Here is a 23665-nt window from a genome sequence, read left to right as displayed (position 1 = left end):
CGGAACAATGACCCGAAATATCCGCCTGGCCCCCTGGCTGTTGCTGTGTTGCACGGTGCTTCTGGCCGCGCTCGCCTATGAGCCGGGGCTGCACGGCGGGTTCCTGTTCGACGATTTCGCGAACCTGCCTTCGCTGGGTGCGACAGGCCCCATCACGCGATGGGACACGTTCTTCCGCTACGTGACTTCAGGCACCGCCGACCCCACCGGGCGGCCGATCGCCCTGCTCTCATTCCTGCTGGACGCGTGCGACTGGCCCGCAAACCCCTACCCCTTCAAGCGAACCAATCTCCTCATCCATCTTTTGAACGGCGTGTTGCTGTTCCTCCTGCTACGCCGGCTGGGCACTGCGATCACGCCCCGGGCAGGGCGAAGCAGCAAGCGCGTCGATGCGGCTGCTGTCCTGGGCGCCAGCTTCTGGATGGCGCATCCGCTCTTCGTCTCGACAACGCTCTACATCGTCCAGCGTGAGGCGATGTTGCCCGCCACGTTCACGCTGCTCGGGCTGCTGGCCTGGTTGCGGGGCAGGGAAAAGGTCGCGGAGCACGCCTTGTGGCAAGGATCGACCTGGATCGTTGCCGGCTTGGGCATCTGCACCGTCCTGGCCGTGCTGAGCAAGGCCAACGGCATCCTCCTGCCTGCCCTGGCGCTCACGCTCGAATTTGTGCTTCTGCGCCCGTGTGAGCGCGCCTCGCATCGCGCAGCTCCGCCGTCGAGCTACGACCGCTTGATGCTGTTGTTCGCCTGGCTGCCGACATGGGTGATCATCGCGTACCTGGTCCAGGCCGGATGGCACGGCCTGACGGTTGGCATCTCCGACACACGCCCCTGGACGCTGGGGCAGCGGCTGCTTACCGAGCCGCGCGTGCTGCTCACCTACCTGCACATGCTGTGGTTGCCAACGCCGTTCACCCCCGGCCTGTTCAATGATCAGGTCGGGGCGTCGACCTCTCTGCTGCACCCCTGGACGACGTTGCCTTCGCTCGTGCTTGTGGGGGCGCTGATCGTCTTCGCATGGAAAGGCCGCAACCGTTGGCCGGCGCTTGCGACCGCCATCGCCTTCTTCTTCGTCGGGCAGTCGATCGAGTCCAGCACCATCGCCCTGGAGCTGTTCTTCGAGCACCGCAACTACCTGCCTGCGCTGCTGATGTTCTGGCCGCTGGCGTTGTGGTTATGCGATGCCACCCCGGCCACGAGGCAACCCTCCGGCATCCTTCCGGCGCGGTCCACCTGGCCGCGCACCAGGGTGCTCCTGGCGGTCGCCTGCCTGGGTGTCTTGCTGGCCATGACCTGGGCCCGGGCGAGTCTATGGGGCAACGCCCATGACCAGGCTCTCCTATGGGCACGCCTGAACCCGACTTCGGCACGAGCGCAGGCCTTCGCAGCTCAAGCGGAAATGAGTGCCGGCCACCCTCGGCTTGCCATCCGGCGCCTCGAGCCAGCCCTGCGGCTCGCTCCCGACCAGGTACAACTCGCCTTGAACCTGCTCGCTGCCCGGTGCGCCGAGGGCAACCTCGACACCCCAGCGCTTGCATCGGCCGAACACGCGTTGGCTACCACCCGCGATATGGGCACCTTGCTCACCAGTTGGTTCGGCCGAGCCATCAATCAGGCGGGTTCCGGCGGATGCCCGGCGCTGGATCTGCCCGAGATCAAACGCCTTCTGCTCGCCGCAAGACAGAATCCCCGGCTTGTCAGCAACCATGGGCGGCAGCAGGACATCTATTATTTGCTCGGCCGCATTGCGATCAAGCAGGGACAGCCGGCGCAGGCCCTGTCATTGTTCAACGCCGGCCTGCGGGAGCAGCCGCGTGAAAGCCTTGCGCTCAGCCAGGCGGCAGAACTCGGAGCGGCCGGCTTCCCTGCGCAAGGGCTCGCCCATCTGGACTATTTCCGATCCCTTCCGCGTCCAACCAAAGCATCCGGCTGGAACATGGGGCGCCTGCACGCCTACGTGTTGGCCCGCCAGAATTACTGGCCGCGGGAATTGGCACGCCTGCGGGATACACTGCTCCAGGACCTTCACAGTAGCCAAGCCCCCTCCGGATGAGCCTCCTCTCCCGCCTTCGAGACCGCAGCGCATGGCTGATGGTCATCGCGTTCGTTCTGTGCACCGCGGTGTACTGGCCGGGCCTCTCCGGTGGCTTCCTGTTTGACGACTACCCGAACATCGTCGACAACCACAACCTGCAGATCACCGACGCGAGCCTCTCCAGCCTGACCCGTGCAGCCCTGTCCTCGCCAGCGAGCGAGTTCAAGCGGCCACTCGCCTCGCTGAGCTTCGCTGCCAACTACCTGGTGGCCGGTCTGCATCCCCTTACGTGGAAGCTCACCAATCTGGCCATCCACTTGCTCAACGGGTGGCTCGTCTATCTGCTGTCCGCGGCCTTGCTCCGCTCCCTTGCGCAAACAGCCACCGAGCAAAGCCCCCGTCGGGATCCAGGGTTGGTGGCGGCACTCGTTGCATGCGCCTGGATGTTGCTGCCAATAAACCTGACAGCGGTGTTGTATATCGTCCAGCGGATGGAGAGCCTGGCCAACCTGTTCGTGCTGGCGGGCTTGCTCGGTTACGTTACCGGCCGACGTCGCATGATGGCCGGCCGGCGCGGTCTTCCGCTCTGCATCGCCAGCATGCTGATACCGGCGGCCATCGGGCTGCTCGTCAAGGAAACGGCAGTGATGTTGCCGCTGTACGCCTTCCTCATCGAGTGGTTCGTGTTCCGCTTCGCGCGCGCCGAGGCGCAGGTTGACCGCCGCAAGCACCGCGGGCTTGTCCTGTTTTTCATCCTCGTGCTCGTTGTTCCGCTGCTGGCAGGGCTGGCGTGGCTGTTACCAGGCCTGCTCAGAGCATCCGCCTGGGCGACGCGCGACTTCACCCTCGGCAGCCGTCTGCTCAGCGAAGCGCGCATCGTCACCGACTACATCGGCTGGACCCTGCTGCCCACACCGGGGGCGCTGTCGTTCTATCACGATGACTTCCGTGTCTCGACCGGCTGGCTGACCCCTTGGACCACGCTCTCCAGCATCCTCTTTCTTGGCGCACTGGTCATCGGCATCTGGAGCCAGCGTCGTCGACGTCCCCTGGTGTCGCTCGGGTTGGCCCTCTACCTGGGATGCCACCTCCTCACGGGCACCATCCTGCCGCTCGAGCTCATTTACGAGCACCGGAATTACTTCGCCAGCTTCGGCTTGCTGCTGGCGCTGGTCCCGTTACTCGCCGCGCCAAGCCAAAAGAGCGGGCAGCCGGGAACGACCGCGATCGACCGCACCGGCGCCATTGCGTTCGACCGCCCCTTGCCGCTGGCTCTGCCACGATACGTGCTGCTGGGCGGGCTCATGCTGCTATGGGCAGCCCAGACGGTACAGACGGCAAAGGCCTGGGGCGATCCGCTGAGCCTGGCAGTGGAGCTGGCCGCACGCGCCCCCGCATCCCCACGCGCCCAGTACGAGCTGGGGCGCACCTACATCATCTATTCGCACTACGACCCGGCGTCGATCTTTACGCGCGAAGCCTATGCGCCTCTCGAGCGTTCCATGAAGCTTCCCGACAGCTCGATCCTGCCCGAGCAAGCCCTCATCTTCATGAATGCACGCATGCATCTGCCCATCAAGGATGCGTGGTGGGACAGCTTGATCGGCAAACTGCGGGCGCACAAGCCGGGGGTACAGGACGAAAGCTCGCTGGGAGCTCTGACGCAATGCGCACGCGAGGGTTTCTGCGACTTGCCCAAGCAGCGGATGGTTGCGGCTTTCACGGCCGCGCTGTCCCACCCGAGGCCGAGCGCGAGACTGCTGGCCAGCTACGCCGACTATGCCTGGAACGTCCTGCGCGATCACGATCTCGGCTTGCGCATGGCTGCTGCTGCGACCGAGGCATCGCCCGGGGAACCTGCCTATCTGATCACGCTCATCCGCATGCTTGCGGCGCGGGGTGACGGGCAAGGCGCTCAAGCCACCTACCGGCAACTGGAACAGCTCAACGTGGGCGGTCGCCTGGACGCCTCGTTGGCGGAGTTGCGTGCGTTGCCGGCGCTGAAAGCTGCAGATGGCAACGCGCACCTTTGAGGTCGAACGACCGGTCCCCTGGCGCGGCCTCGCATCGCTGGGGCCGCCCAGGTCTTGACCCGAACTCCCAGATGCCACTTCGCCAACTGATCCAGACCCTTCGGGACGATCTCCATCCTGCCAGCCAACGAGGCAGGATGGTGCGATCGGCCGCCGCCACCGCCTCGCTGAAGGGTGGCTCCCTGTTCGTCGCGTTCCTGGCAAGCCTGCTGTACGCGCGGGCACTGGGTCCGGATGGCTACGGCGCCTACGCCTACGTCATCGCGTGGAGTACCGTCCTCACGGTACCCGCGGGCCTGGGCTATCCCCAGTACCTGATCAGGGAAGGCTCCAGGCAGCCGGAATCGGTGGGTTGGCTGTTGCGCTGGGCCACGCAGAGGACGTGGCTGGCGGGCCTGGGAGCCATCGCTTGCATGCTTGCAGCCGCATGGCTTTGGGCGCCTTCGGTCGACCCGTTGCTGTTCCTGATCGCGGCACCGCTGCCGCTGCTGACCAACCTGGCCAACATCCGGACTTCCCTGCTGCAGGTACGCGGAAAGTTCGTCGCCAGTCAATGGCCGCAACTGCTGCTGGCTCCGACCGTGATGCTTGGTGCGCTGCTGGTGCTATGGCGCGCCCGGGGAGCAATCACCGCGATCGACGTCACGTCGATGATGACCCTTTCGGTGATCGTGGGCGTGCTGATCACCGATGCCCTCCTGCGCCGGTCCGCTCCGGGCGACGGCTGCGCCAGACCGGGGCTGGCCAGCACGCGCCAGGCGGTCTCGTTCATGTGGATCGGCATGCTGTACCTGCTCACCAGCAGGATCGACCTGATCATGCTGGGCATGCTGGTCGGACCGGGTGCGGCAGGCGTCTATTCGCTCGCCAGCCGCATGGCGGAACTGGTTTCGTTTGTGCTTTTTGCCAGCAACACCGTCATTGCCCCCCGGATGGCGCAGTACCACCAGCAGGGAGACAGAGAGAAGCTCCAGCGTTTGCTGTCCGCCTCGGGGCGCCGCGTATTCCTGGCCACCCTCCCCATCGCCTGCGCGTTCGTCCTTTTCGCACCTTCCTTGATGCGCGCCCTGTACGGGACGGCCTTTCTCGAAGGCGCAACGGCCCTGCAACTGCTGACCGTGGCCCAGTTGTTCAACGTCTTCGCCGGGCCCACGGCCCTGCTTCTGAACATGACCGGGCACGAGAAGCTGACGACCCGAGGCGTCGGCATCGCCCTGGTCACGAACACGGTCCTCAACGCCATTCTCATTCCTCCGTTCGGAGCGAACGGAGCGGCCTGCGCCACCGCTGTCAGCCTGATCTTGTGGAATACTTTGCTCTGGATCTGGATCAGGCGAACGCTGTCCCTGCGGCCGAGCGCCATGGGCAGGTAGCCCGGCTATCTATTGGGCGACGGCGAACATGACGGACAGGCAGGATACGACCAGTGAGCCGGCGCCGCCGCGCGTGTCCGTGCTGATGGCCACACACAACGTTCGTACCTATCTCCAAGACGCCGCGGACAGCATCCTCGGCCAGAGCTTCGGAGATTTCGAGTTCCTCATCGTGGACGACGCCTCCACCGACGGTACCTGGGAGGCGCTTCAGGACCTGGCCCGGCGGGATCGGCGGATACGGTTGTTTCGCAACGAGCGCAATCTGGGCCTGCCGGAAAGCCTCAATCGCCTGGTACCGGAAGTGCGCGGCGAATACATCGCCCGCATGGACGCGGACGATATCGCGACACCCGATCGTTTCGCGATCCAGGTGGAGACCCTCGATCACGGCGAAGTGGACCTCTGTGGCAGCGCCTTCGTGGAATTTCCCGCACGGCGCCCCCGTGTCACGGGAACCGCCATGGGGGACGCGCAGATCAAGCTGAGCCTCCTCTTCGAATGGTCAGTCATGCACCCTACCGTGATGATGAAAAGCGGGTTGCTTCGACAGGAGCGATACCGGGCAGACCGGGTGCCGGCAGCCGACTACGACCTATGGGTGCGCCTGGCGAAAGTCGCGCGCATGCGCAATCTGCCTGATGTGCTCCTGCTCAAGCGCGTACATGGAGAGCAGATCAGCTCGCGCCATGCAGCAAGGCGGTACTCGGCTGCCATGCAGGTATGCCGAATGGCCCTCGAGGACGTGGGCATCCGGCCGAGCGACCGCGAGGTCTACCTGCAGAGCCGGCTATGGACCGAGGAGAAGCCGGAAACCTGGGAGGACGTCGTGGATACCGAGGCCTGGTTGACGCGTCTCTCCACCTTGCTCGACGACCGCCCTGAAGCTAGCCGGCACCTCTCCGCACGGTGGTACGTCTTCTGTCTGAAGGCGGCTCCCTATGGATGGAAGACTTTTCAGCTCTTCAGGCGCTCACCGCTTTTTCGGCTTCACCCGTATTCCGCCGGCGAGCTCCTTGCGGCGCTGGTTCTGTGCGTGACGCGCGTTGCCTACCGATCGCCCACCTACTGGGCCCTGGTTTCCCTGCATCCTGCCTCGCGCAGGAAACATGCGGCGATACGCAGCCTACCGACACCCTTGCGCTGGAAGCTCCGCGGTTGAAACTATGGCGCGTTCGAACCGAGACGTCGCCACTTATTCCATAGAGACCATACATGGCCGAAATCGTCTTGACCGGGGGTGCGGGATTCATTGGCAGCAACCTCCTGCGCGCGCTACCTGCTACGTCCGTGGCGGTGTTCGACAACTTTTCGCGGGGCAACCGGGACGCCCTTCCCGAGCATGTCGCGGTGTTCGAAGGGGATATCCGCGACCCGGTAGCGCTCGGCAGCGCACTGCGCGGTGCGCGGGCGGTCGTGCACCTGGCGGCCTACGGGTCGGTGGTCGAATCGGTCGGCGATCCGACGGCCAACTTCGACATCAACGCGTTCGGCACCCAGTGCGTCCTGGAGGCCTGCCGCCTGCAGAAGGTCGAGCGAGTGGTATTCGCATCCACCGGAGGCGCGCTGATCGGAGATGCCATACCTCCGGTTGACGAGGGCTCGCTGCCCCGCCCCATTTCCCCTTACGGCGCAAGCAAACTGTGCGGCGAGGCCTACTGCCACGCCTATGCCAAAAGCTACGGCTTGCGCACGGTCGCCTTGCGCTTCGCAAACATCTACGGCCCCTTCAGCGCGCACAAGAAAGGAGCGATAACCCGCTTCATGAAAGCTCTCATGAGAGGGGAGCCGATCACGATCTACGGAGAGGGCACGGCAACACGCGACTATCTGCACGTCGATGATCTGTGCAGGGGAATAAGCAAAGCGTTGAGCCAGGATATCGCCCCGGGCGAGGTATTCCACATCGCTTCGGGCGTAGAGACGAGCGTAAACGCGCTTGCCGCCCTGGTCAGCGAAGTGGCTGGCCAGCCCGGGCACCCGATCATCCGCCTCCCCTCCCGCCCCGGCGAGGTCGGACGCAATTTCGCTCGTTTCGACAAGGCCGCCGCGACCCTCGGGTTCGAGCCGCGGGTATCGCTGCGTGAAGGCCTGGCGAGCACCTGGGCCTGGTTCTGCGAGAACCGCGACGCGGTCCTCAGCTCGACCGAGAGCGACAACTGACATTGACCAGAAACCTCAGGCGCGCGCATCAGGTGACCTCTTGAAGCTACCCAAACATCCATTCCGGTCGCTCTCTCTGTACCTCCGCATATTCGGCGCGAGCGGCCTCTGGTACGCGGCACTGGCGCTTTTGACCGGAGACAAGAAGCCGGTGCGTGTCGCGCGCCACTGGTCGCCGCATCCGCTGTACCTGCGCTTGAATTCGAGCGATCTGAACGTCTTCAGGCAAGTATTCATCGAAAAGGAATACCAGATCATCGAAGCCATTCCCGACGAGCTCGGCTTCGTGATCGATGCGGGCGCCAACATTGGGTTGACCAGCCTGTTCATCGCCGCGCGCCATCCCATGGCACAGATCCTTGCCGTGGAGCTGGAGGCGAGTAACTTCGAGCTTCTCCGAGCCAATACCCGGGCCTACAAACAGATCCGTTGCATTCACGGCGCGCTTTGGCACCGCGATGAACCGGTTGGCATCCTTTCGGCCGATGCAAACGAGTGGGCCTACCGGGTCGGCACCTCCGGCGAGTCCTCCGCGGCGGGCTCCGCCGTCCGCGGCTACCGTGTCCGCAGCCTGGCCGCCCTCGGCGGCGCGGATCGCATCTCGCTGCTCAAGATGGACATCGAGGGCGCGGAAATGGAGGTGCTCGAGGACGCGGCGGACTGGGTCGGCCAGGTCGACAACATCGTCATCGAGCTGCACGAACAAATCAGGCCGGGATGCACGGCCCTGTTCGGGCAGGCGACCCGGGGCTTCGCCACAAAGGCGGTCAGTACCGAACTGACCCTGGTCGCCCGGGTCTAGACGACTCCAGACCTGCATGCACCCATCCAAAGCACCGTTGATATCGGTCATCCTGCCGTTCCTGAACGCGGAGAAGTGGCTCGGCGAGGCGCTTGCCAGTGTGCTCGCCCAGGACTGCGCGGACCTGGAGGTGATAGCAATCGATGACGGGTCCAGCGACGCCAGCGCCTGGCAGGTGGAGCAAGCCGGCCAGGCGGGGCTGCCCGTGACATTGATCCGCAACGAAACAAACCTGGGCATCGTTGCGAGCCTCAACCGCGGACTGGACGTGGCACGCGGTCGTTACATCGCGCGCATGGATGCCGATGACGTGTGCCTTCCACACCGCTTCTCGCGGCAGTTGGCGTATCTCCGGTCCACCGGCGTCGACCTGTGCGGCAGCTGGTTCGTCGAATTCGGGCAAGGACCGCGCAGGACGACCCGCTGGCCGCATACGGAAGCAGCGCTCCGTGCGGCGATGCTGTTCCAGAACACGATCTGCCATCCCACCATTCTGGCGCGCCGGGAAGTCTTCGACCGCTTCAGGTATCGCGAGGACTACCGTCTTGCGGAAGACTATGACCTCTTCGTCAGGGCCGGCAGCGAGTTTCGCCTCGCCAACGTACCGGAACCATTGCTTCGCTATCGCCGCCACCCCCAGCAGGCCACCCAGGCCAGGCGCAGCGCCATGGAGGAAGTGACGCGGCGTATCCGCGGGGAAGCGCTGCGCGCCCAGTCGATCGAGGTGGCGCCCGAAGAGCTGCGCCTGCACAACCTGATACGCGCGCCCTCGTCGATCGAATGCGCCGACGACCTCCACGGTATCGAGGCGTGGCTCCTCAAACTGCTCGATACCAGGACCGACGAGGACGCCAGGCACGTCGTGGCGTCCCAATGGGTGCGCGCCTGCATCCGTGCTGCACCGCTCGGGCAAACGATGTGGCGGGCGTTCCGGTCCTCGCCGCTATACGAGCTGCACGGCGGGGGCCTGGCCACCTCGGTGGACATGTACCTGCTGTCCCTGTGCCGCCTCAGCTACGCGTCGAAACCTTTTGCCACGCTCCGTCGCCTGGGCCTGAGTTCATGAGTACTTCGGCGCATCCGATGCATCTGGTCGTCGGCGCAGGTTTCGCCGGCAGCGTGATGGCGCGCGAATTGGCCGAGGCCGGCCACCGCGTTCACGTCATCGACAAGCGGCCGCACATCGGGGGCAATGCCTACGACGAACTGGACGAACACGGCCTGCTGGTGCACAGGTATGGACCGCACATCTTCCATACCAACGGGGAACGCATCTTCCAGTATCTGTCGCGGTTCACCGCGTGGCGGCCGTACGAACACCGCGTGCGCAGCGTGGTCGACGGCCGGCCGTACCCCTTCCCGATCAACCGCGACACGCTCAATCGCCTCTACGGGATCGATCTTGACGAAGCGGGAGCGGCAGCGTTCCTCGAGCGTATCCGCGAGCCGCGCGAGCCGGTGCGAACGAGCGAGGACGTGGTGCTCAACAGTGTCGGTCACGACCTGTACGAGAAGTTCTTCCTCAATTACACCCGCAAGCAATGGGGACTGGAGCCGTCGCAGCTGAAGGCCGGGGTGGCCGCGCGCATTCCGGTTCGCACCAACACCGACGACCGCTATTTCACGGACGCCTTCCAGGCCATGCCGCTGCACGGCTACACGAAGATGTTCGATGCCATCCTCGACCATCCCCGTATCTCGCTGGAGCTCGGGGTGGATTTCCAGGACGTGCGCGAACGTTTTTCCCGCAACCACACGGTATACACCGGCCCGATCGACGCGTATTACGGGTACCGCTTCGGCCACCTTCCCTATCGCTCGCTGCGGTTCGAGCACGAGCACCTGCCGGACGTGGCCTGGTACCAGGAGACGGGAACGGTCAACTACCCGAACGACCACGCCTATACCCGCATTACCGAGTTCAAGCACCTCACGGGCCAGGCGCACCCCGGGACTTCCATCGTCCGCGAATATCCGCTGGCCGACGGCGATCCGTACTACCCGGTGCCGCGCGAGGAGAACGAGGCGCTCTTCAAGCGCTACGAGGCACTCGCCAGGACGGAACCGGACGTGACCTTCGTGGGTCGCCTCGCGCAATACCGCTACTACAACATGGACCAGGTGGTCGGCGCAGCGCTTGCCGCATCGCGCACCCTGATCGAATCCCTCCGCTGAGCTTCCCGGACGTTTTCTGATGCGGATCGCCTTTATCTGCAAGCGCCGCTACATGGGCAAGGACGTCATCGACGACCGCTATGGCCGCCTGTACGAGATACCGCTCCAACTGGCGAGGCTGGGACACGAGGTCCATGGTTTCTGTCTGGGATACCGTTCGGAGTCCGAAGGCGAGGCGATCCACGACGCCCTCCCTGGCCGGTTGGAGTGGCACGCTCGAAGTTTGGGAAGCAGGGCGCTCACCCGCCTTGCCGCTTACCCGTCCCGGCTCCTTGGGCAACTGCGGCGTTTGCAGCCCGACGTGCTTATCGGCGCATCCGACATCCCGCAGGTTGCCCTCACCGCTTGGCTCGCTCGCAAGCTTGATCGCCCCTACGCCGTGGACCTTTACGACAACTTCGAGGGCTTCGGCCAGGCGCGCATTCCCGGCTTCGTGACGGCGTTGCGCAAGGCGACCCGTCACGCCAGCCTGGTGACTACCACCAGCGACGCACTTGCCGGCCTGGTGCGCGGCACCTATCGGGCGGAGGGCACCGTAGTCTCCATGCCCAGCACGGTGGATCTGGATGTATTCCGGCCAGGGGATCGAGCAACGGCCCGCGAAGCACTAGGTCTGCCGGTACAGGCGACGCTTATCGGTACGGCAGGCGGCTTGTTGGCGAGCCGTGGCATCGGCGAGCTCTACGCCGCATGGAACGCCCTGGCGCCTTCGATGCCCGACGCACATCTGGTGCTTGCCGGACCCGTCGATCCGGCGCTGCCCCCACCGGTCGCGCCACGTGTGCACTACCTGGGCATGCTCGCCCACCGTCATACGGCCACGCTGTTCCAGGCGCTCGATACAGGCATCATCTACCTGCGCGACACGCCTTTTGGAAACTACTGTTTTCCCCAGAAGGCGTATGAAATGTTCGCCTGTGGCCTCCCGGTGGTCGCTGCCGACATCGGCGCCATGCCTGCCCTGCTGGCGGATAACCCGCAGGCCCTGTACCGCGCAGGCAACGCGCAGGACCTGCTGCGTGCGATCAACCACCAACTGAACTTCCGTGCGCCGGCACAACTGGCGGTGGAGGATTGGGCGACGATCATCGGCAGGATCGAACTGCGGTTGGTGGAGTTGGCCCGAAACGGAATACGGCAGTAGCGCGGTACTGCAAGGGCCGATCAACGCCTCTGGATCTGGCCCAGGTAATCCCAAAGGCGCATCCCGAAGGATGACCAGGCAAACTGCCCGGCGAACTTGCGACATGTCTGCGCAGAAACCGACCTTGCCGGAGACAGTGCCTCAAGCGTGCGCGCGGCGAACGCAACGTAGTCCCCGGGCTTGACCAGCCACCCCGATTCTCCCGGCGCTACAGCATCGGGTACGCCCCCCACAGCGAAGGCCACTGTAGGCAGGCCGTGTGCGGCTGCCTCCAAGGCGACCATGCCAAAACCTTCCACGTCACCCGGTACTTCCAACACGGGAAACACAAGAAGATCAGAGCCTTGATAGGCCGCGTTCAACTCAGCCTCGTGGCAGGCCCCGAGAAGCATGACGTGAGCATCCAGGCCGCGCGCGGAGGCCGCTCTTCTTAACTGGTCACTCATTCCTTCGGCGCGACCGGCGAGGGCGTCGGACGCCTCGTCGCCGATCACCACGAGCACGGCACGCGGATCCGCCGCAACGATGCCTGGAAGCGCCCATTCGACGAATTCCAGCAGACCCTTGCGGCGAGTGAGCCGCCCTACCGACAACAAGACCTTTCGCCCGTTCAGCCCGTGATGCGACCGCCACGCTGCGGCCGGATCTGGTGACGGCACCGGCACCGGCTCCACCCCCGGGTGAAGCACACTGATCCTCTCTGCCGGCACTCCAGCGCGCAGAGCCAGTTCGGCGGTATTCCGACTGTTGGTCAGGCACAGATCGAAGCGCCGGATTAGCGGCAACCACACCCGCCGGTACACCGGATGCGGCACCACGATATCCAGGCCATGCAGATACACCACGCAACGAGCGCGCCGCATACGCGCGGCGATCAGCACGATCGGGGCGACCAGGCCGCTCCCGGCAAAAGCGAAATCAAGAGGCCGGCTGAGCGCCGCACCAAACGCATTCCAGGCCGCCCTCAGCAGGAACCGGCCCAGACCGGAAGAGCCAGTCTCACGTACGACAGCGCCATCGGGCATCCACGCGCCGCATCCGGGAGGCCCCACCACTTCCAGATGAGCGCGTCGCGCGAGCTCGAGCACAACGTGATGGTTCAGCCGCTCCATGCCCCCAACCAGAGGCGGAAGGTTCCTGCTGACGACAAGCATGCGCGGATGTACAGGGTTCATGGCTCACCGAAGCTCACGAACGGGATACCGAGCAACGGTGGTAGACCTGGTATTGCCAGCGCACGGGCCAAACCGCCAGCGCCAGCGCCTGGAGCATTCTCACGGGCCACGCCAACGGCGATCCCCTGACGATCCACGACCGGCTCAATGGGTGCAGATCGCGCCAACGCGCCTCCACGCGGAGACCCGCAGCAGCAAACAGCTGCTGCCATTGGTCAAGCGAGAGCACGTCTTCCTTCACGGCTTTCTGCTGGGTTCCACCGTACAAGCCAAGCCGTCGTGTCAGGAAACCGGCGTTAGGCACCAGCAGCACGATCAGGCCGCCCGGCTTAAGTACACGACGCATTTCCAGAAGCGCCGCCGGCTTGTCCAGGAAGTGCTCCAGCGAGCCCATACAGGTGACGATGTCGAACGCGGCCGCGGCAAAGGGCAGCGTTTCGGCGGTACCGCAATGGAATTCGCCTTCGGGCAGGCGCCGGCGGCATGCATCGATCGCTCTTTCGGACAAGTCGATGCCCGCCACCACGCGCGCGCCGTGTTCGCGGAAATAGCTCAACCATTCACCGGTGCCGCAGGCGACATCCAGCACGGCCCGTCCTTCGAATGGCCCGAAACGCCGGGCGACCGATCGACAGTGCCACGGTAGCCGGGTGTCGTTTCCGATCACGGCGTAGTACTTGCGGTCGTAGAAATCGCGGATTTCGTCGAATCCGTCGTTTGATCTGGTCATCGGAGTGGCCGCTCGTTTCGCTGTTGCATCGGCGTGGCCGACGCGCCCTTTGCCACGCAAGTAGGTCTAGTCGCCCAACCGGTACATCAGCGCGGTGATCTGTTCGGATATGAGTCCGATCAAGAACACAATGACCGCCGCGCTCCACAAAAGCGTGCTGCCATTGGTCAGACGACCGAAGTGCAGGTACGTCCACAGGTAGTTCAAGCAGCCCAGCAGGAAGAACACCACGCTCGCTGGCGCAAACAGCTTCAACGGCGAATACAGCGTGGCGATCTTGAAGATGATCAGCAGGAACCTGAGTCCGTCCCGCAGCGGCCGGATGTGACTCTTGCCCACGCGCTGGGCTGCCCTGATCGGCACGTAGGCGACCGGGTAGGCGCTACGGAAGAAGGCCATGGTGCTGGTGGTGGGATAGGAAAAACCGTTGGGCAGCAGGTACAGGAACTCGCGGAATTTCTCGGCGCGCACGGCGCGGAACCCGGAGGTAAGGTCGAGCACCGGGTGACCGGTCATGCGCGTGGCAAGCCAGTTGTAGAAGGTGTTCGCCAGCCCCCGTCCCACGCCGGCCTGGCTGCCCCAGTCACGCGCGCCGATGGCCATGTCGTAGCCTTCCTGGAGCTTGGCGAGCAGGCGGTCGATGTCCTCCGGGTCGTGCTGACCGTCGCCGTCCATGAAGACCAGCCATTCGCCCCGGGCCGCCCGCGCGCCGCGCTTGATCGCCGCGCCGTTGCCCATCGAATAGGGCGAGGACAGGCAATCGACCGCGTTGGCGGCGCAGATGGCCCGCGTGTCATCCGTCGAGCCGTCGTCGACCACGATGATTTCCGCGTCCGGCTGCGCGGTACGCAGCGCCGGCAGCAGGCGGGCAAGCGCCGCCGCTTCGTTCTTCGCGGGCAGGATGATGCTCAGGCGTTTCAAGTAGGTTCCCCCGGGTATCGGGCGATCATAACGCGGGGCATCGCGGCGAAGGCGATCACCGCCGATGTCCTGCCAGCCCGTGTGCCGGGTGCCACATTCTCCGGCGCTGGCCCGGCCACGCACCGCTCCTCCGGCTGCCCGTCGGGGCAACGGACCGGGCAGCCAGCCCATTCCGTGACACGCGTGGCGGCTTTTGGAGCCGCCGCAGACACCCCTTCGCCGCCAGATGACCGCGCCGCGTTTCTAGGGTAAATTCCTTGTCAATAAGGGGGCTTAAGGCCGGAATCTATCATGTCATCCCAATTGCAACCGTCGCTCACGGGCCTGACCGGCATGGCGCGTCGCCTGGTGTCCGAGGGCGTGCTGCCGGAGGCGGATGTCCGCAAGGCGGTCGCCGATTCGGCCCAGCAGAAAACCTCGCTCGCGGCCTGGCTGCTCGACCACGGCCTGGTCGAAAGCGCCAAACTCACGCAGGTGGCCTCGGCCGAATTCGGCATGCCGATGATGGACGTCAGCGCGATCGCGTCCTCGTCCATGCCGGTGAACCTGATCAGCGAAGCGCTGATGACCAAGCACCAGGCCTTGCCGCTGTTCAAGCGCGGCAAGCGCCTGTTCGTGGGCATCGCCGACCCGATGCAGTCGCACGCGCTGGACGAGATCAAGTTCCACTCCAACTGCATGGTCGAGCCGATCCTGGTCGAGCGCGGCCAGCTGTCGCGCGCCATCGACGGCGCGCTGGCTGCGGTGAACGCGACGATGCCCGAGATGGGCAACGACGAGTTCGACGACCTGTCGCTCGAGACCGCCGACGAAGACGTGGCCGACAGCACCGGCATCGATGCCACCGGCGGCGACGACGCGCCGGTGGTGAAGTTCGTCAACAAGATCCTCGTCGACGCGATCCGCCGCGGCGCTTCGGACATCCATTTCGAGCCCTTCGAAACGAACTTCCGCGTGCGCCTGCGCATGGACGGCATGCTGCGCCCGGTGGCCAACCCGCCGATGAAGATGGCCAGCCGCATCTCCTCGCGACTGAAGGTGATGGCGGGCCTGGACATCGCCGAGCGGCGCGTACCGCAGGACGGCCGCATCAAGCTGAACCTCTCCAAGAGCCGCTCGATGGACTTCCGCGTGAGCACGCTGCCGACGCTGTTCGGCGAGAAGATCGTGCTGCGTATCCTGGACAGCTCCTCGGCCAAGCTGGGTATCGACAAGCTCGGCTACGAGGAAAACCAGAAAAAGCTCTACCTGGATGCGATCCACAAGCCCTACGGCATGGTGCTGGTCACCGGCCCGACGGGCTCGGGCAAGACGGTGTCGCTCTACACCGCGCTCAACATCCTCAACACCCCCGAGCGCAACATCTCCACGGTCGAGGACCCGGTCGAAATCCGCGTCGAGGGCATCAACCAGGTCCAGCAAAACGTCAAGCGCGGCATGACCTTCGCCGCCGCCCTGCGTTCGTTCCTGCGCCAGGACCCGGACGTCATCATGGTCGGCGAGATCCGCGACCTGGAGACCGCCGAGATCGCGATCAAGGCAGCACAGACCGGCCACATGGTCCTTTCCACCCTGCATACCAACGATGCGCCGCAGACCATTGCGCGCCTGATGAACATGGGCATCCCGCCCTATTCCATTACGTCATCCGTGACCCTGGTGATCGCCCAGCGCCTGGCGCGCCGCCTGCATGACTGCAAAAAGCCGCAGAACCTGCCGCCACACGCGCTGCTGGCGGCAGGCTTCAGCCAGGAAGACATCGATGCGGGCCTGACCTTGTACGAAGCGGTCGGCTGCGACCACTGCAACGAAGGCTACAAGGGCCGCGTTGGCATCTATCAGGTGATGCCGATGACCGAGGACATCCAGAAAATCGTGCTTCAGGGGGGCAATGCAATGCAGATCGGGGAAGTCGCCCGGGGCATCGGCGTCAATGACCTTCGCGCCTCGGCACTGCTCAAGGTCAAGGCCGGCGTGACCAGCCTGGCCGAGATCGACCGCGTCACCAAGGATTAACCACGGGGCGGCGTCCGCAATGCGCGAAGTTGCGTTGGGCGCCACGAAATAACCCGCCAGATTTGGCATAAGCTCCACCGTCGGCCGGCCGCGCGAGCGTCGGTCGCCATCGAACCACCGGGGGAATCGGGCATGGCTACGGCTAACGCACTCGCGAAGAACGCGAACCTTGGCGCCCAGCGCGCCGAGGTCAGCAGGATGACCATGTACGACTGGGTCGCGCTGGACAAGCGCGGCAAGCGCATGACGGGCGAAATGCCGGCGAAGAACGCCTCGCTGGTCAAGGCCGAACTGCGCCGCCAGGGAATGAACCCGCAGACGGTGCGCGAGAAGGCCAAGCCGCTGTTTGGCGCCTCCGGCAGCACCGTCAAGCCGCGCGACGTGGCGATCTTCAGCCGCCAGATCGCCACCATGATGGCCTCGGGCGTGCCCATGGTGCAGTCCTTCGAAATCATCGCCGGCGGCCAGAAGAACGTCCGCTTCAAGAACATGCTCACCGACGTCAAGCAGGGCATCGAAGGCGGTGCCTCGCTGCACGAGGCGCTGGGCAAGTACCCGGTGCAGTTCGACGAGCTCTACCGCAACCTGGTGCGCGCCGGCGAGTCGGCCGGTGTGCTGGACACGGTGCTGGATACCGTGGCCACCTACAAGGAGCGGATGGAGGGCATCAAGAGCAAGATCAAGAAGGCCCTGTTCTACCCGGTGATGGTCATGGCGGTCGCGCTGCTGGTCAGCATGATCCTGCTGTTGTTCGTGGTGCCGGTGTTCGAGCAGACCTTCCGCGACGCGGGCGCGGAGCTGCCTGCGCCGACCCAGATTGTCATCTCGGCATCGCAGTTCATGCAGCACTACTGGTGGGTAGTGATCGGCATCATCGTGGGCAGCATCGTGGCCATCGTGATGGCCAAGAAGCGTTCGGTGAAGTTCGCGCACTTCCTGGACCGCGTGCTGCTCAAGCTGCCGGTAATGGGCAACATCATGCGCCAGTCGGCCATCGCGCGTTTCGCACGCACGCTGGGCGTCACCTTCCGGGCGGGCGTGCCGTTGGTGGAGGCACTGGACGCGGTGGCTGGCGCCACTGGCAGCATCGTCTACGGCGATGCCGTGCGCAGGATGCGCGATGACATCGCGGTCGGCCACCAGTTGCAGCTGTCGATGCGCCAGACGGGCCTGTTCCCGAACATGGTGGTGCAGATGACGGCTATCGGCGAGGAATCGGGCGCGCTGGACAACATGCTTTTCAAGGTCGCGGAGTTCTACGAGGAAGAGGTGAACACCGCCGTCGATACCTTGTCGACCCTGTTGGAGCCGATCATCATGGTGATCCTCGGCGTGCTGGTCGGCGGCATGGTCGTCTCCCTGTACCTGCCGATCTTCAAGCTGGCCGGCACGGTGTAATCTTCCGGACAACCAGGCCCCTCTCCCGCCGGGAGGGGGGCCTTTTTCATGGTCGCGGAAACTCCGCAAGCTCTGGCGCTCATCAGGGGCTCACTTGTGGGCGACGGCTTCCGGTGGTTGGATCAGGCGTGAACAACTGCGCACGTGCCAAGCCTCCTGCAAAAGCGCACCTGGGCGCGACCGCGAGGTCCACGTAGCGCACAGGTACGCTCCTGCAGAGGGCCGTGGCTCGCGGAGCACCAACTTCTGACTCGAGGACGTGCATGCTCGAACTTCCACTCTGGCTCTGGCTTGCATGTGCCGGCGTACTCGGCCTGCTGGTGGGCAGCTTCCTCAACGTGGTGATCCTGCGCCTGCCTGCGCGGCTGGAAGCGCAGTGGCGGCGCGAGGCACGGGAGGAACTGGCGCTGGACGTGGCCGACGAGCCGCTGCCGCCGGGTATCGTGCGCGAGGCCTCGCATTGCCCGCACTGCAAACACCCGCTGTCCGCTGGGGACAACATCCCGCTGTTCGGCTGGTTGCTGCTTCGCGGGCGTTGCCGCTATTGCCGCGAACCGATTTCCATCCAGTACCCGCTGGTGGAGTTCCTCTGCGGCGTGCTGAGCGTGCTGGTGGTCTGGAAGTTCGGGCCCGGTTGGGTGGCGTTGGCGGGGCTGGTGCTCACCTGGGTGTTGATCGCCGCCGCGGGTATCGACTTCCGTACGCAGTTGCTCCCGGACCAGCTCACCCTGCCGCTGCTGTGGCTGGGCCTGCTGTTGTCGCTGCTGCCGATGTTCGTCCTGCCGGCACCGGCGATCCTGGGGGCGGCGCTGGGCTACGTCAGCCTGTGGAGCGTCTACTGGCTGTTCAAGCTGCTCACCGGCAAGGAAGGCATGGGCTATGGCGACTTCAAGCTGCTGGCGGCGCTGGGCGCGTGGATGGGGCCGGGCGCGCTGCTGCCGGTGGTGCTGCTGTCGTCGCTGGTCGGCGCCATCGTCGGCGGCTTGTTGATCGCCCTGCGCAAGCACGGTCGCGAGATGCCGATGCCATTCGGTCCGTTCATCGCCATGGCGGGCTGGATCTGGTTCCTCGCCGGCGAGCCCCTGCTGCAGGGCTACATGCACCTGACCGGCCTGCGATGATTGCCGCGCGCGCCTACGTGGTCGGCCTGACTGGCGGTATTGCCGCCGGCAAGACCGCGGTCGCCCGCCGCTTCGAAGCGCTGGGCGTCCCGGTGCACGACGCCGACGTCGCCGCGCGCGTCGTGGTCGAACCGGGCAGCGAAGGCCTGGCGGCGATCGCCGGCGTGTTCGGTCTGGAGGTGCTGGACGCGCAAGGCCGCCTGGACCGTGCGGCGATGCGTCGGCGCGTGTTCGCCGACGCCACGGCCAAGCAGTCGCTCGAGGCGATCATCCACCCCCGCGTACGCGAATGGCTGCACCAGCGCGCGCTGGCCGAAACCGCGCCGTACTGCCTGCTGGCCATCCCGCTGCTGGCCGAGAACATTGCCCACTACCGCTGGATCGACCGCATCCTGCTCGTGGACGTGCCCGAGGCGGTACAACTGGAGCGCCTGATCGCCCGCGACGGCATCGACCGGTCGCTCGCCGAGCGGATGCTGGCGCAGCAGGCGAGCCGCAGCGAACGGCTGAAGCTGGCGGACGACGTGATCGACAACAGCAGCAGCGAAGTGGCGCTGGACGCGCACGTGCAGGCACTGCACCGTCGATACCTGGCCCTGGCGGCGCAACGCCGGAGCAGCTGACTGCCTTGCTACAAGGGTACCGGCTGCCCGGAACGGACGGCGGCCAGGATCTCCCGGTCCGCCGGCGCCAGTACCGCGGGGTCGATGTCCGCCGGCAACCGCCATTGCAGCGCCTGCCCTTCGACCGGGCGTGGCGTCCCCTGCCATGCGACCACGCGCCAGGCGTCCAGCAGCAGGTCCCGGTCGCCGTAATTCCAGTGCACCTGGATCATCGGCGTGACGCGATGCAGGTCAACCCCGACGTCCAGTTCCTCGCGCAATTCGCGCACCAGGCCGACGGCCGGGGATTCGCCCGGTTCCAGTTTGCCACCGGGAAATTCCCACATGCCGGCCAGGTGCTTCCCGGGCGGTCGTTGCGCGAGCAGCACGCGGCCGGCGGGATCGAACAGCACGCCGGCCACCACATGCATGACAGGGCCGATCAACGACGTCAGGTCTCGCGCACGTACTCGACCATGTCGAAGCTGTACTCGTGCTCGGCGTCGGCCTTGTGGTGGGTGCGCGCGACTTCGGTCCAGTCGCGCAAGTGGATGCCGGGGAAGAAGGTGTCCGCGCCTTCGACGGCCGCGCTGACCCAGGTCAGGTACATGCGCCTGGCGTGCGGCAGCGCCGCGGCATAGACCTGGCCGCCGCCGATCACCATCAGGCCGGTGCCGCCGGCGCGCGCCTGCGCTTCCTCCAGCGAACGCACAGCGATCTGCCCGGGAAAGGGCGCCTCGTGGCGGCGCGAAAGCACCAGGTTGTGCCGGTCCGGCAGGGCCCGTCCGATCGCCACCGCTGTGTTGTAGCCCATCAGCACGTACTTGCCGAGCGTCAGCTGCTTGAACCAGCGCAGGTCGTCCGGCAGGTGCCAGGGCAGTTGCCCCTTGCGGCCGATGGCGAAGTTCTCATCCAGTGCGGCGATCAACGAAATGGACATCGGTGCTCCAGGGGCGTGTGGATGGTGCGACCGGCTCATGCGACCGCTGGGGCCGCCCGCCATGTTCGGATCCATTGTAGCCACTCACGAAGAACCGGGAGTTGCCCCACACCTTCATTCCCCCCCCCCGCAGGAGGCGCACCAAGGCCATGGATACCCGGCGTGGCGATAAACCGTCGGCCCGTGCGCCCGGACTGTACGCAGGCAAATTCGTCTTGCGGGGAAACCGGCTACAAGTCCCGCGGCATCACGCCGGCTTGCCGATCATGGGCGCGCGTCTTCGACCGGGTCGACGCCGGCGGCAGCGTCCGGCTCGTCGTCGTAGATCGCCACGTGCGCCGCGCCATCGCTGCTGATCCAGCCGCGGTACATGCCATCGGTGTTGAACGGCATGGCGATGTTGCCCTTTGCATCGAGCGCAATCGCGCCGCCGTTGCCGCCCATGGCGGGAATTTCCTGGTTGATGACCTCGGCCGCCGCGCGTTCCAGCGGCACGTGCATCAACGCCACGCGCATGCAGATCGCGTGCGCCGCCACGGTACGGATGTAGAACTCGCCCCAGCCGGTGCCGGAAACCGCGCAGTCGGCATTGGCATAGGTGCCGGCGCCGATGATCGGGGAATCGCCGACCCGGCCCCAGCGCTTGTCGGTCATGCCGCCGGTCGACGTACCCGCGGCCAGGTGGCCCTGCGCATCCAGCGCGACGGCGCCGACGGTGCCGAAGTGCTTGGCCGTTTCCACGTCCGAATGCGGCGTGCCGTCGCGGTCTTCCTTCAGCGCTTTCTGCAGCTGCTGCCAGCGCGGTTCGGTGCGGAAATAGGACGGATCGACCAGCGTGATCCCCGCTTCCCGCGCAAACGCCTCGGCCCCCTCCCCCACCAGCATGACGTGCTGGGACCTCTCCAGCACCGCCCGCGCCAGCAGGATGGGATTCTTCACGCGATGCACGCCGGCCACCGAGCCCGCGCGCAGCGTGTAGCCGTCCATGATCGCCGCATCGAGCTCATTGCGCCCGTCGTGGGTGAACACCGCGCCCTTGCCGGCATTGAAGTTGGGGTCGTCCTCCAGCACGGTCAGCGCCGCGGTGACGCCATCCATCGCCGGCTTGCCCGCCTTGAGCTGCGCATAGCCGCTCTGGAGCGCGCGGGCGAGCGCCGCGCGGACCTCCTTTTCCTTCGCCGGATTCATGGCGCGCCGGATCACGCCCGACCCGCCGTGGATGACCAGCACGGGGGTAGTGGCGGCATGGCTCATGGCGGCGATACCCAGGGCGGTCAGGGCGGCGAACACGCGCAGCGGCTTCACTTGGAGTCTCCCGGCAGTGGCCACCGAGTATATCCAGCCGTCCCGGCGATCCGAGCAGGCGCGGCTGCAGAAACCGCGCTGCTCCCGGGATGATACAGGTGCACTCCTACAGTGAACTGTCGTCGCGCGTCGACCTTGGGAGCGGGGGCGGCGACGCTTGCGACCTTGGTACGACGCGGCGCGCCTGCGTTCCATCGTATCCTTGGCAGCTGACTCTCCACCCGGAAGGCACTGCGATGGACAAGGTGTATGCAAGCGCGAAGGCGGCTCTCGACGGCCTGCTGTTCGACGACATGACGATCGCCGCCGGCGGTTTCGGCCTGTGCGGCATCCCGGAGAACCTGATCGGCGCGCTGCTGGAGGCCGGCACCAAGGGCCTGACCATCGTCGGCAACAACGCTGGCGTGGACGACTTCGGCATGGGGCCGCTGCTGAAAACCCACCAGGTCAAGCGCGTGTACGCTTCCTACGTTGGCGAGAACAAGGAGTTCGAGCGCCAGGTGCTCTCCGGCGAGCTGGAACTGCACCTGACCCCGCAGGGCACGCTGGCCGAGAAGCTGCGCGCCGGCGGCGCCGGCATCCCGGGCTTCTACACGCGCACGGCATTCGGCACCAAGCTGGCCGAGGGCAAGGAAACCAAGGTATTCGACGGCAAGGAGTACGTGCTGGAGGAGGCCATCCACGCGGACGTTTCCATCGTCAAGGCGTGGAAGGGCGACCGCCTGGGCAACCTCGTGTTCCGCGAGACCGCGCGCAACTTCAATCCCATGATCGCCACTTGCGGCAAGGTCTGCGTGGCCGAGGTGGAGCATCTGGTCGAGGTCGGCGAACTCGATCCGAACAACATCCACGTACCGGGCATCTACGTGGACCGCATCGTGCAGGGTGCGAAGTACGAGAAGCGCATCGAGTTCCGCACCGTCGCCGGCGCCAATACCGGCAAGGAGAACCCGACCCGCTCGGCAATGGCGCAGCGTGCGGCGAAGGAGCTGCGCGACGGCTTCTACGTGAACCTCGGCATCGGCATCCCGACGCTGGTGGCCAACTACATTCCCGAAGGCATGGACGTCATCCTGCAATCGGAGAACGGCCTGCTCGGCATCGGCCCGTTCCCGTCCGAGGACAACGTCGATCCTGACCTGATCAACGCCGGCAAGCAGACCATTACCACCCTGCCCGGCTCGGCTTTCTTCTCCAGCGCCGATTCCTTCGCGATGATCCGCGGCGGCCACATCGACCTGTCGATCCTGGGCGGCCTGGAAGTGTCGGCCACGGGCGACCTGGCCAACTGGATGGTGCCGGGCAAGATGGTCAAGGGCCCGGGCGGCGCCATGGACCTGGTCAGCGGCGTCAAGCGCGTGGTCGTGCTGATGGAGCACACCGCGAAAGACGGCTCGCCGAAGATCAAGCCGCAGTGCGACCTGCCGCTGACCGGCAAGGAAGTGGTGGACCTGATCATCACCGACCTTGCCGTGTTCGAGGTCGAGAAGGGCAAGGGGCTGACCCTGATCGAGCTCAACCAGGGCGTCACCCTGGACGAGGTCAAGGCCAAGACCGGTTGCGATTTCGTGGTGTCGCCCTCGCTGAAGGGCTGAGCGCAGGGTTGCATGCCTCCGTTAGAGCGCCCTTGGGTGCGACCGCCATTCCGGTCGCGCCCAAGGGCGCGTCAGCATTGGGACCTGGAATCTCTCTGTAGGAGCGCACCTGTGCGCGACCGCGGGGGGCGGCCCGGGGG

The 23665-nt window shown here is 65.6% G+C and carries 20 protein-coding genes; 14 read left to right on the top strand and 6 right to left on the bottom strand.

Going from position 1 to position 23665, the window contains the following annotated elements; genetic code table 11:
- Positions 1-7 precede the first annotated feature (7 nt).
- The 9 genes from ACFWZU_RS15100 to ACFWZU_RS15060 all read left to right on the top strand — a co-directional run bounded on the left by ACFWZU_RS15100 (position 8) and on the right by ACFWZU_RS15060 (position 11722).
- Complete coding sequence (locus ACFWZU_RS15100; protein ID WP_439702352.1) at positions 8-2050, top strand: tetratricopeptide repeat protein; 2043 nt, start codon at positions 8-10, stop codon at positions 2048-2050.
- Positions 2047-4065: a hypothetical protein gene (locus ACFWZU_RS15095; protein ID WP_439702351.1), complete on the top strand. Its 2019-nt coding sequence runs from the start codon at positions 2047-2049 to the stop codon at positions 4063-4065. Before ACFWZU_RS15100 ends, ACFWZU_RS15095 begins: the two co-directional genes overlap by 4 nt.
- 137 nt (positions 4066-4202) lie before the next feature.
- Positions 4203-5438, top strand: coding sequence for a flippase (locus ACFWZU_RS15090; protein ID WP_439702350.1), 1236 nt, complete (start codon positions 4203-4205; stop codon positions 5436-5438).
- Between the two features lie 28 nt (positions 5439-5466).
- On the top strand, positions 5467-6600 hold the full coding sequence (locus ACFWZU_RS15085) for a glycosyltransferase family 2 protein (protein ID WP_439702349.1): 1134 nt from the start codon (positions 5467-5469) through the stop codon (positions 6598-6600).
- A gap of 53 nt (positions 6601-6653) precedes the next feature.
- Positions 6654-7601, top strand: a complete 948-nt coding sequence (locus ACFWZU_RS15080; RefSeq protein WP_439702348.1) for an NAD-dependent epimerase/dehydratase family protein — start codon at positions 6654-6656, stop codon at positions 7599-7601.
- Positions 7602-7641: 40 nt separating this feature from the next.
- Positions 7642-8403: an FkbM family methyltransferase gene (locus tag ACFWZU_RS15075; protein ID WP_439702347.1), complete on the top strand. Its 762-nt coding sequence runs from the start codon at positions 7642-7644 to the stop codon at positions 8401-8403.
- Positions 8404-8419: 16 nt separating this feature from the next.
- Positions 8420-9469, top strand: a complete 1050-nt coding sequence (locus tag ACFWZU_RS15070) for a glycosyltransferase family 2 protein (protein WP_439702346.1) — start codon at positions 8420-8422, stop codon at positions 9467-9469.
- Positions 9466-10578: a UDP-galactopyranose mutase gene (gene glf, locus ACFWZU_RS15065; RefSeq protein ID WP_439702345.1), complete on the top strand. Its 1113-nt coding sequence runs from the start codon at positions 9466-9468 to the stop codon at positions 10576-10578. Before ACFWZU_RS15070 ends, glf begins: the two co-directional genes overlap by 4 nt.
- Before the next feature lie 19 nt (positions 10579-10597).
- Entirely contained in the window at positions 10598-11722 is a 1125-nt protein-coding gene (locus ACFWZU_RS15060; RefSeq protein WP_439702344.1) for a glycosyltransferase family 4 protein, read from the top strand.
- 20 nt (positions 11723-11742) lie between these two features.
- Here the strand turns inward: ACFWZU_RS15060 and ACFWZU_RS15055 are convergent, their stop codons facing one another.
- From ACFWZU_RS15055 to ACFWZU_RS15045, 3 genes are all read right to left on the bottom strand, one after another.
- Positions 11743-12834: a glycosyltransferase family 4 protein gene (locus ACFWZU_RS15055; RefSeq protein WP_439702343.1), complete on the bottom strand. Its 1092-nt coding sequence runs from the start codon at positions 12832-12834 to the stop codon at positions 11743-11745.
- A 76-nt stretch (positions 12835-12910) separates the two neighbouring features.
- On the bottom strand, positions 12911-13627 hold the full coding sequence (locus tag ACFWZU_RS15050) for a class I SAM-dependent methyltransferase (protein WP_439702342.1): 717 nt from the start codon (positions 13625-13627) through the stop codon (positions 12911-12913).
- Positions 13628-13693: 66 nt separating this feature from the next.
- The gene (locus tag ACFWZU_RS15045) at positions 13694-14548 is read right to left on the bottom strand and encodes a glycosyltransferase family 2 protein (protein ID WP_439702341.1); all 855 of its coding nucleotides are present in this window, start codon (positions 14546-14548) and stop codon (positions 13694-13696) included.
- A gap of 291 nt (positions 14549-14839) precedes the next feature.
- Here ACFWZU_RS15045 and pilB point away from each other — a divergent pair, with 291 nt between their 5' ends.
- The 4 genes from pilB to coaE all read left to right on the top strand — a co-directional run bounded on the left by pilB (position 14840) and on the right by coaE (position 19706).
- Positions 14840-16564, top strand: coding sequence for a type IV-A pilus assembly ATPase PilB (gene pilB, locus ACFWZU_RS15040; RefSeq protein ID WP_439702340.1), 1725 nt, complete (start codon positions 14840-14842; stop codon positions 16562-16564).
- 132 nt (positions 16565-16696) lie between these two features.
- Entirely contained in the window at positions 16697-17962 is a 1266-nt protein-coding gene (locus tag ACFWZU_RS15035) for a type II secretion system F family protein (RefSeq protein ID WP_439702339.1), read from the top strand.
- 263 nt (positions 17963-18225) lie between these two features.
- Positions 18226-19083: a prepilin peptidase gene (locus ACFWZU_RS15030; RefSeq protein WP_439702338.1), complete on the top strand. Its 858-nt coding sequence runs from the start codon at positions 18226-18228 to the stop codon at positions 19081-19083.
- Positions 19080-19706, top strand: a complete 627-nt coding sequence (coaE, locus tag ACFWZU_RS15025; protein WP_439702337.1) for a dephospho-CoA kinase — start codon at positions 19080-19082, stop codon at positions 19704-19706. Before ACFWZU_RS15030 ends, coaE begins: the two co-directional genes overlap by 4 nt.
- Positions 19707-19714: 8 nt before the next feature.
- Here coaE and ACFWZU_RS15020 read toward each other — a convergent pair whose 3' ends face one another.
- From ACFWZU_RS15020 to ACFWZU_RS15010, 3 genes are all read right to left on the bottom strand, one after another.
- Positions 19715-20131 carry an NUDIX domain-containing protein gene (locus ACFWZU_RS15020; RefSeq protein ID WP_439702336.1) on the bottom strand — a complete coding sequence of 139 codons (417 nt, stop codon included), beginning with the start codon at positions 20129-20131 and terminating at the stop codon, positions 19715-19717.
- A 5-nt stretch (positions 20132-20136) separates the two neighbouring features.
- The gene (locus ACFWZU_RS15015; RefSeq protein ID WP_439702335.1) at positions 20137-20625 is read right to left on the bottom strand and encodes a dihydrofolate reductase; all 489 of its coding nucleotides are present in this window, start codon (positions 20623-20625) and stop codon (positions 20137-20139) included.
- 264 nt (positions 20626-20889) lie between these two features.
- On the bottom strand, positions 20890-21879 hold the full coding sequence (locus ACFWZU_RS15010; protein WP_439702369.1) for an isoaspartyl peptidase/L-asparaginase family protein: 990 nt from the start codon (positions 21877-21879) through the stop codon (positions 20890-20892).
- 287 nt (positions 21880-22166) lie between these two features.
- On the opposite strand from ACFWZU_RS15010, the gene ACFWZU_RS15005 reads away from it, so the two are divergent.
- On the top strand, positions 22167-23525 hold the full coding sequence (locus ACFWZU_RS15005; RefSeq protein ID WP_439702334.1) for a 3-oxoacid CoA-transferase subunit B: 1359 nt from the start codon (positions 22167-22169) through the stop codon (positions 23523-23525).
- Positions 23526-23665 lie beyond the last annotated feature (140 nt).

It is taken from the genome of Frateuria sp. GZRR33, from assembly GCF_051900425.1.
In the GTDB taxonomy this organism is placed as follows: domain Bacteria; phylum Pseudomonadota; class Gammaproteobacteria; order Xanthomonadales; family Rhodanobacteraceae; genus Frateuria_A.
The sequence above is the reverse complement of the archived record's forward strand: the minus strand, read 5'-3'. Positions and strand labels throughout refer to the sequence as shown.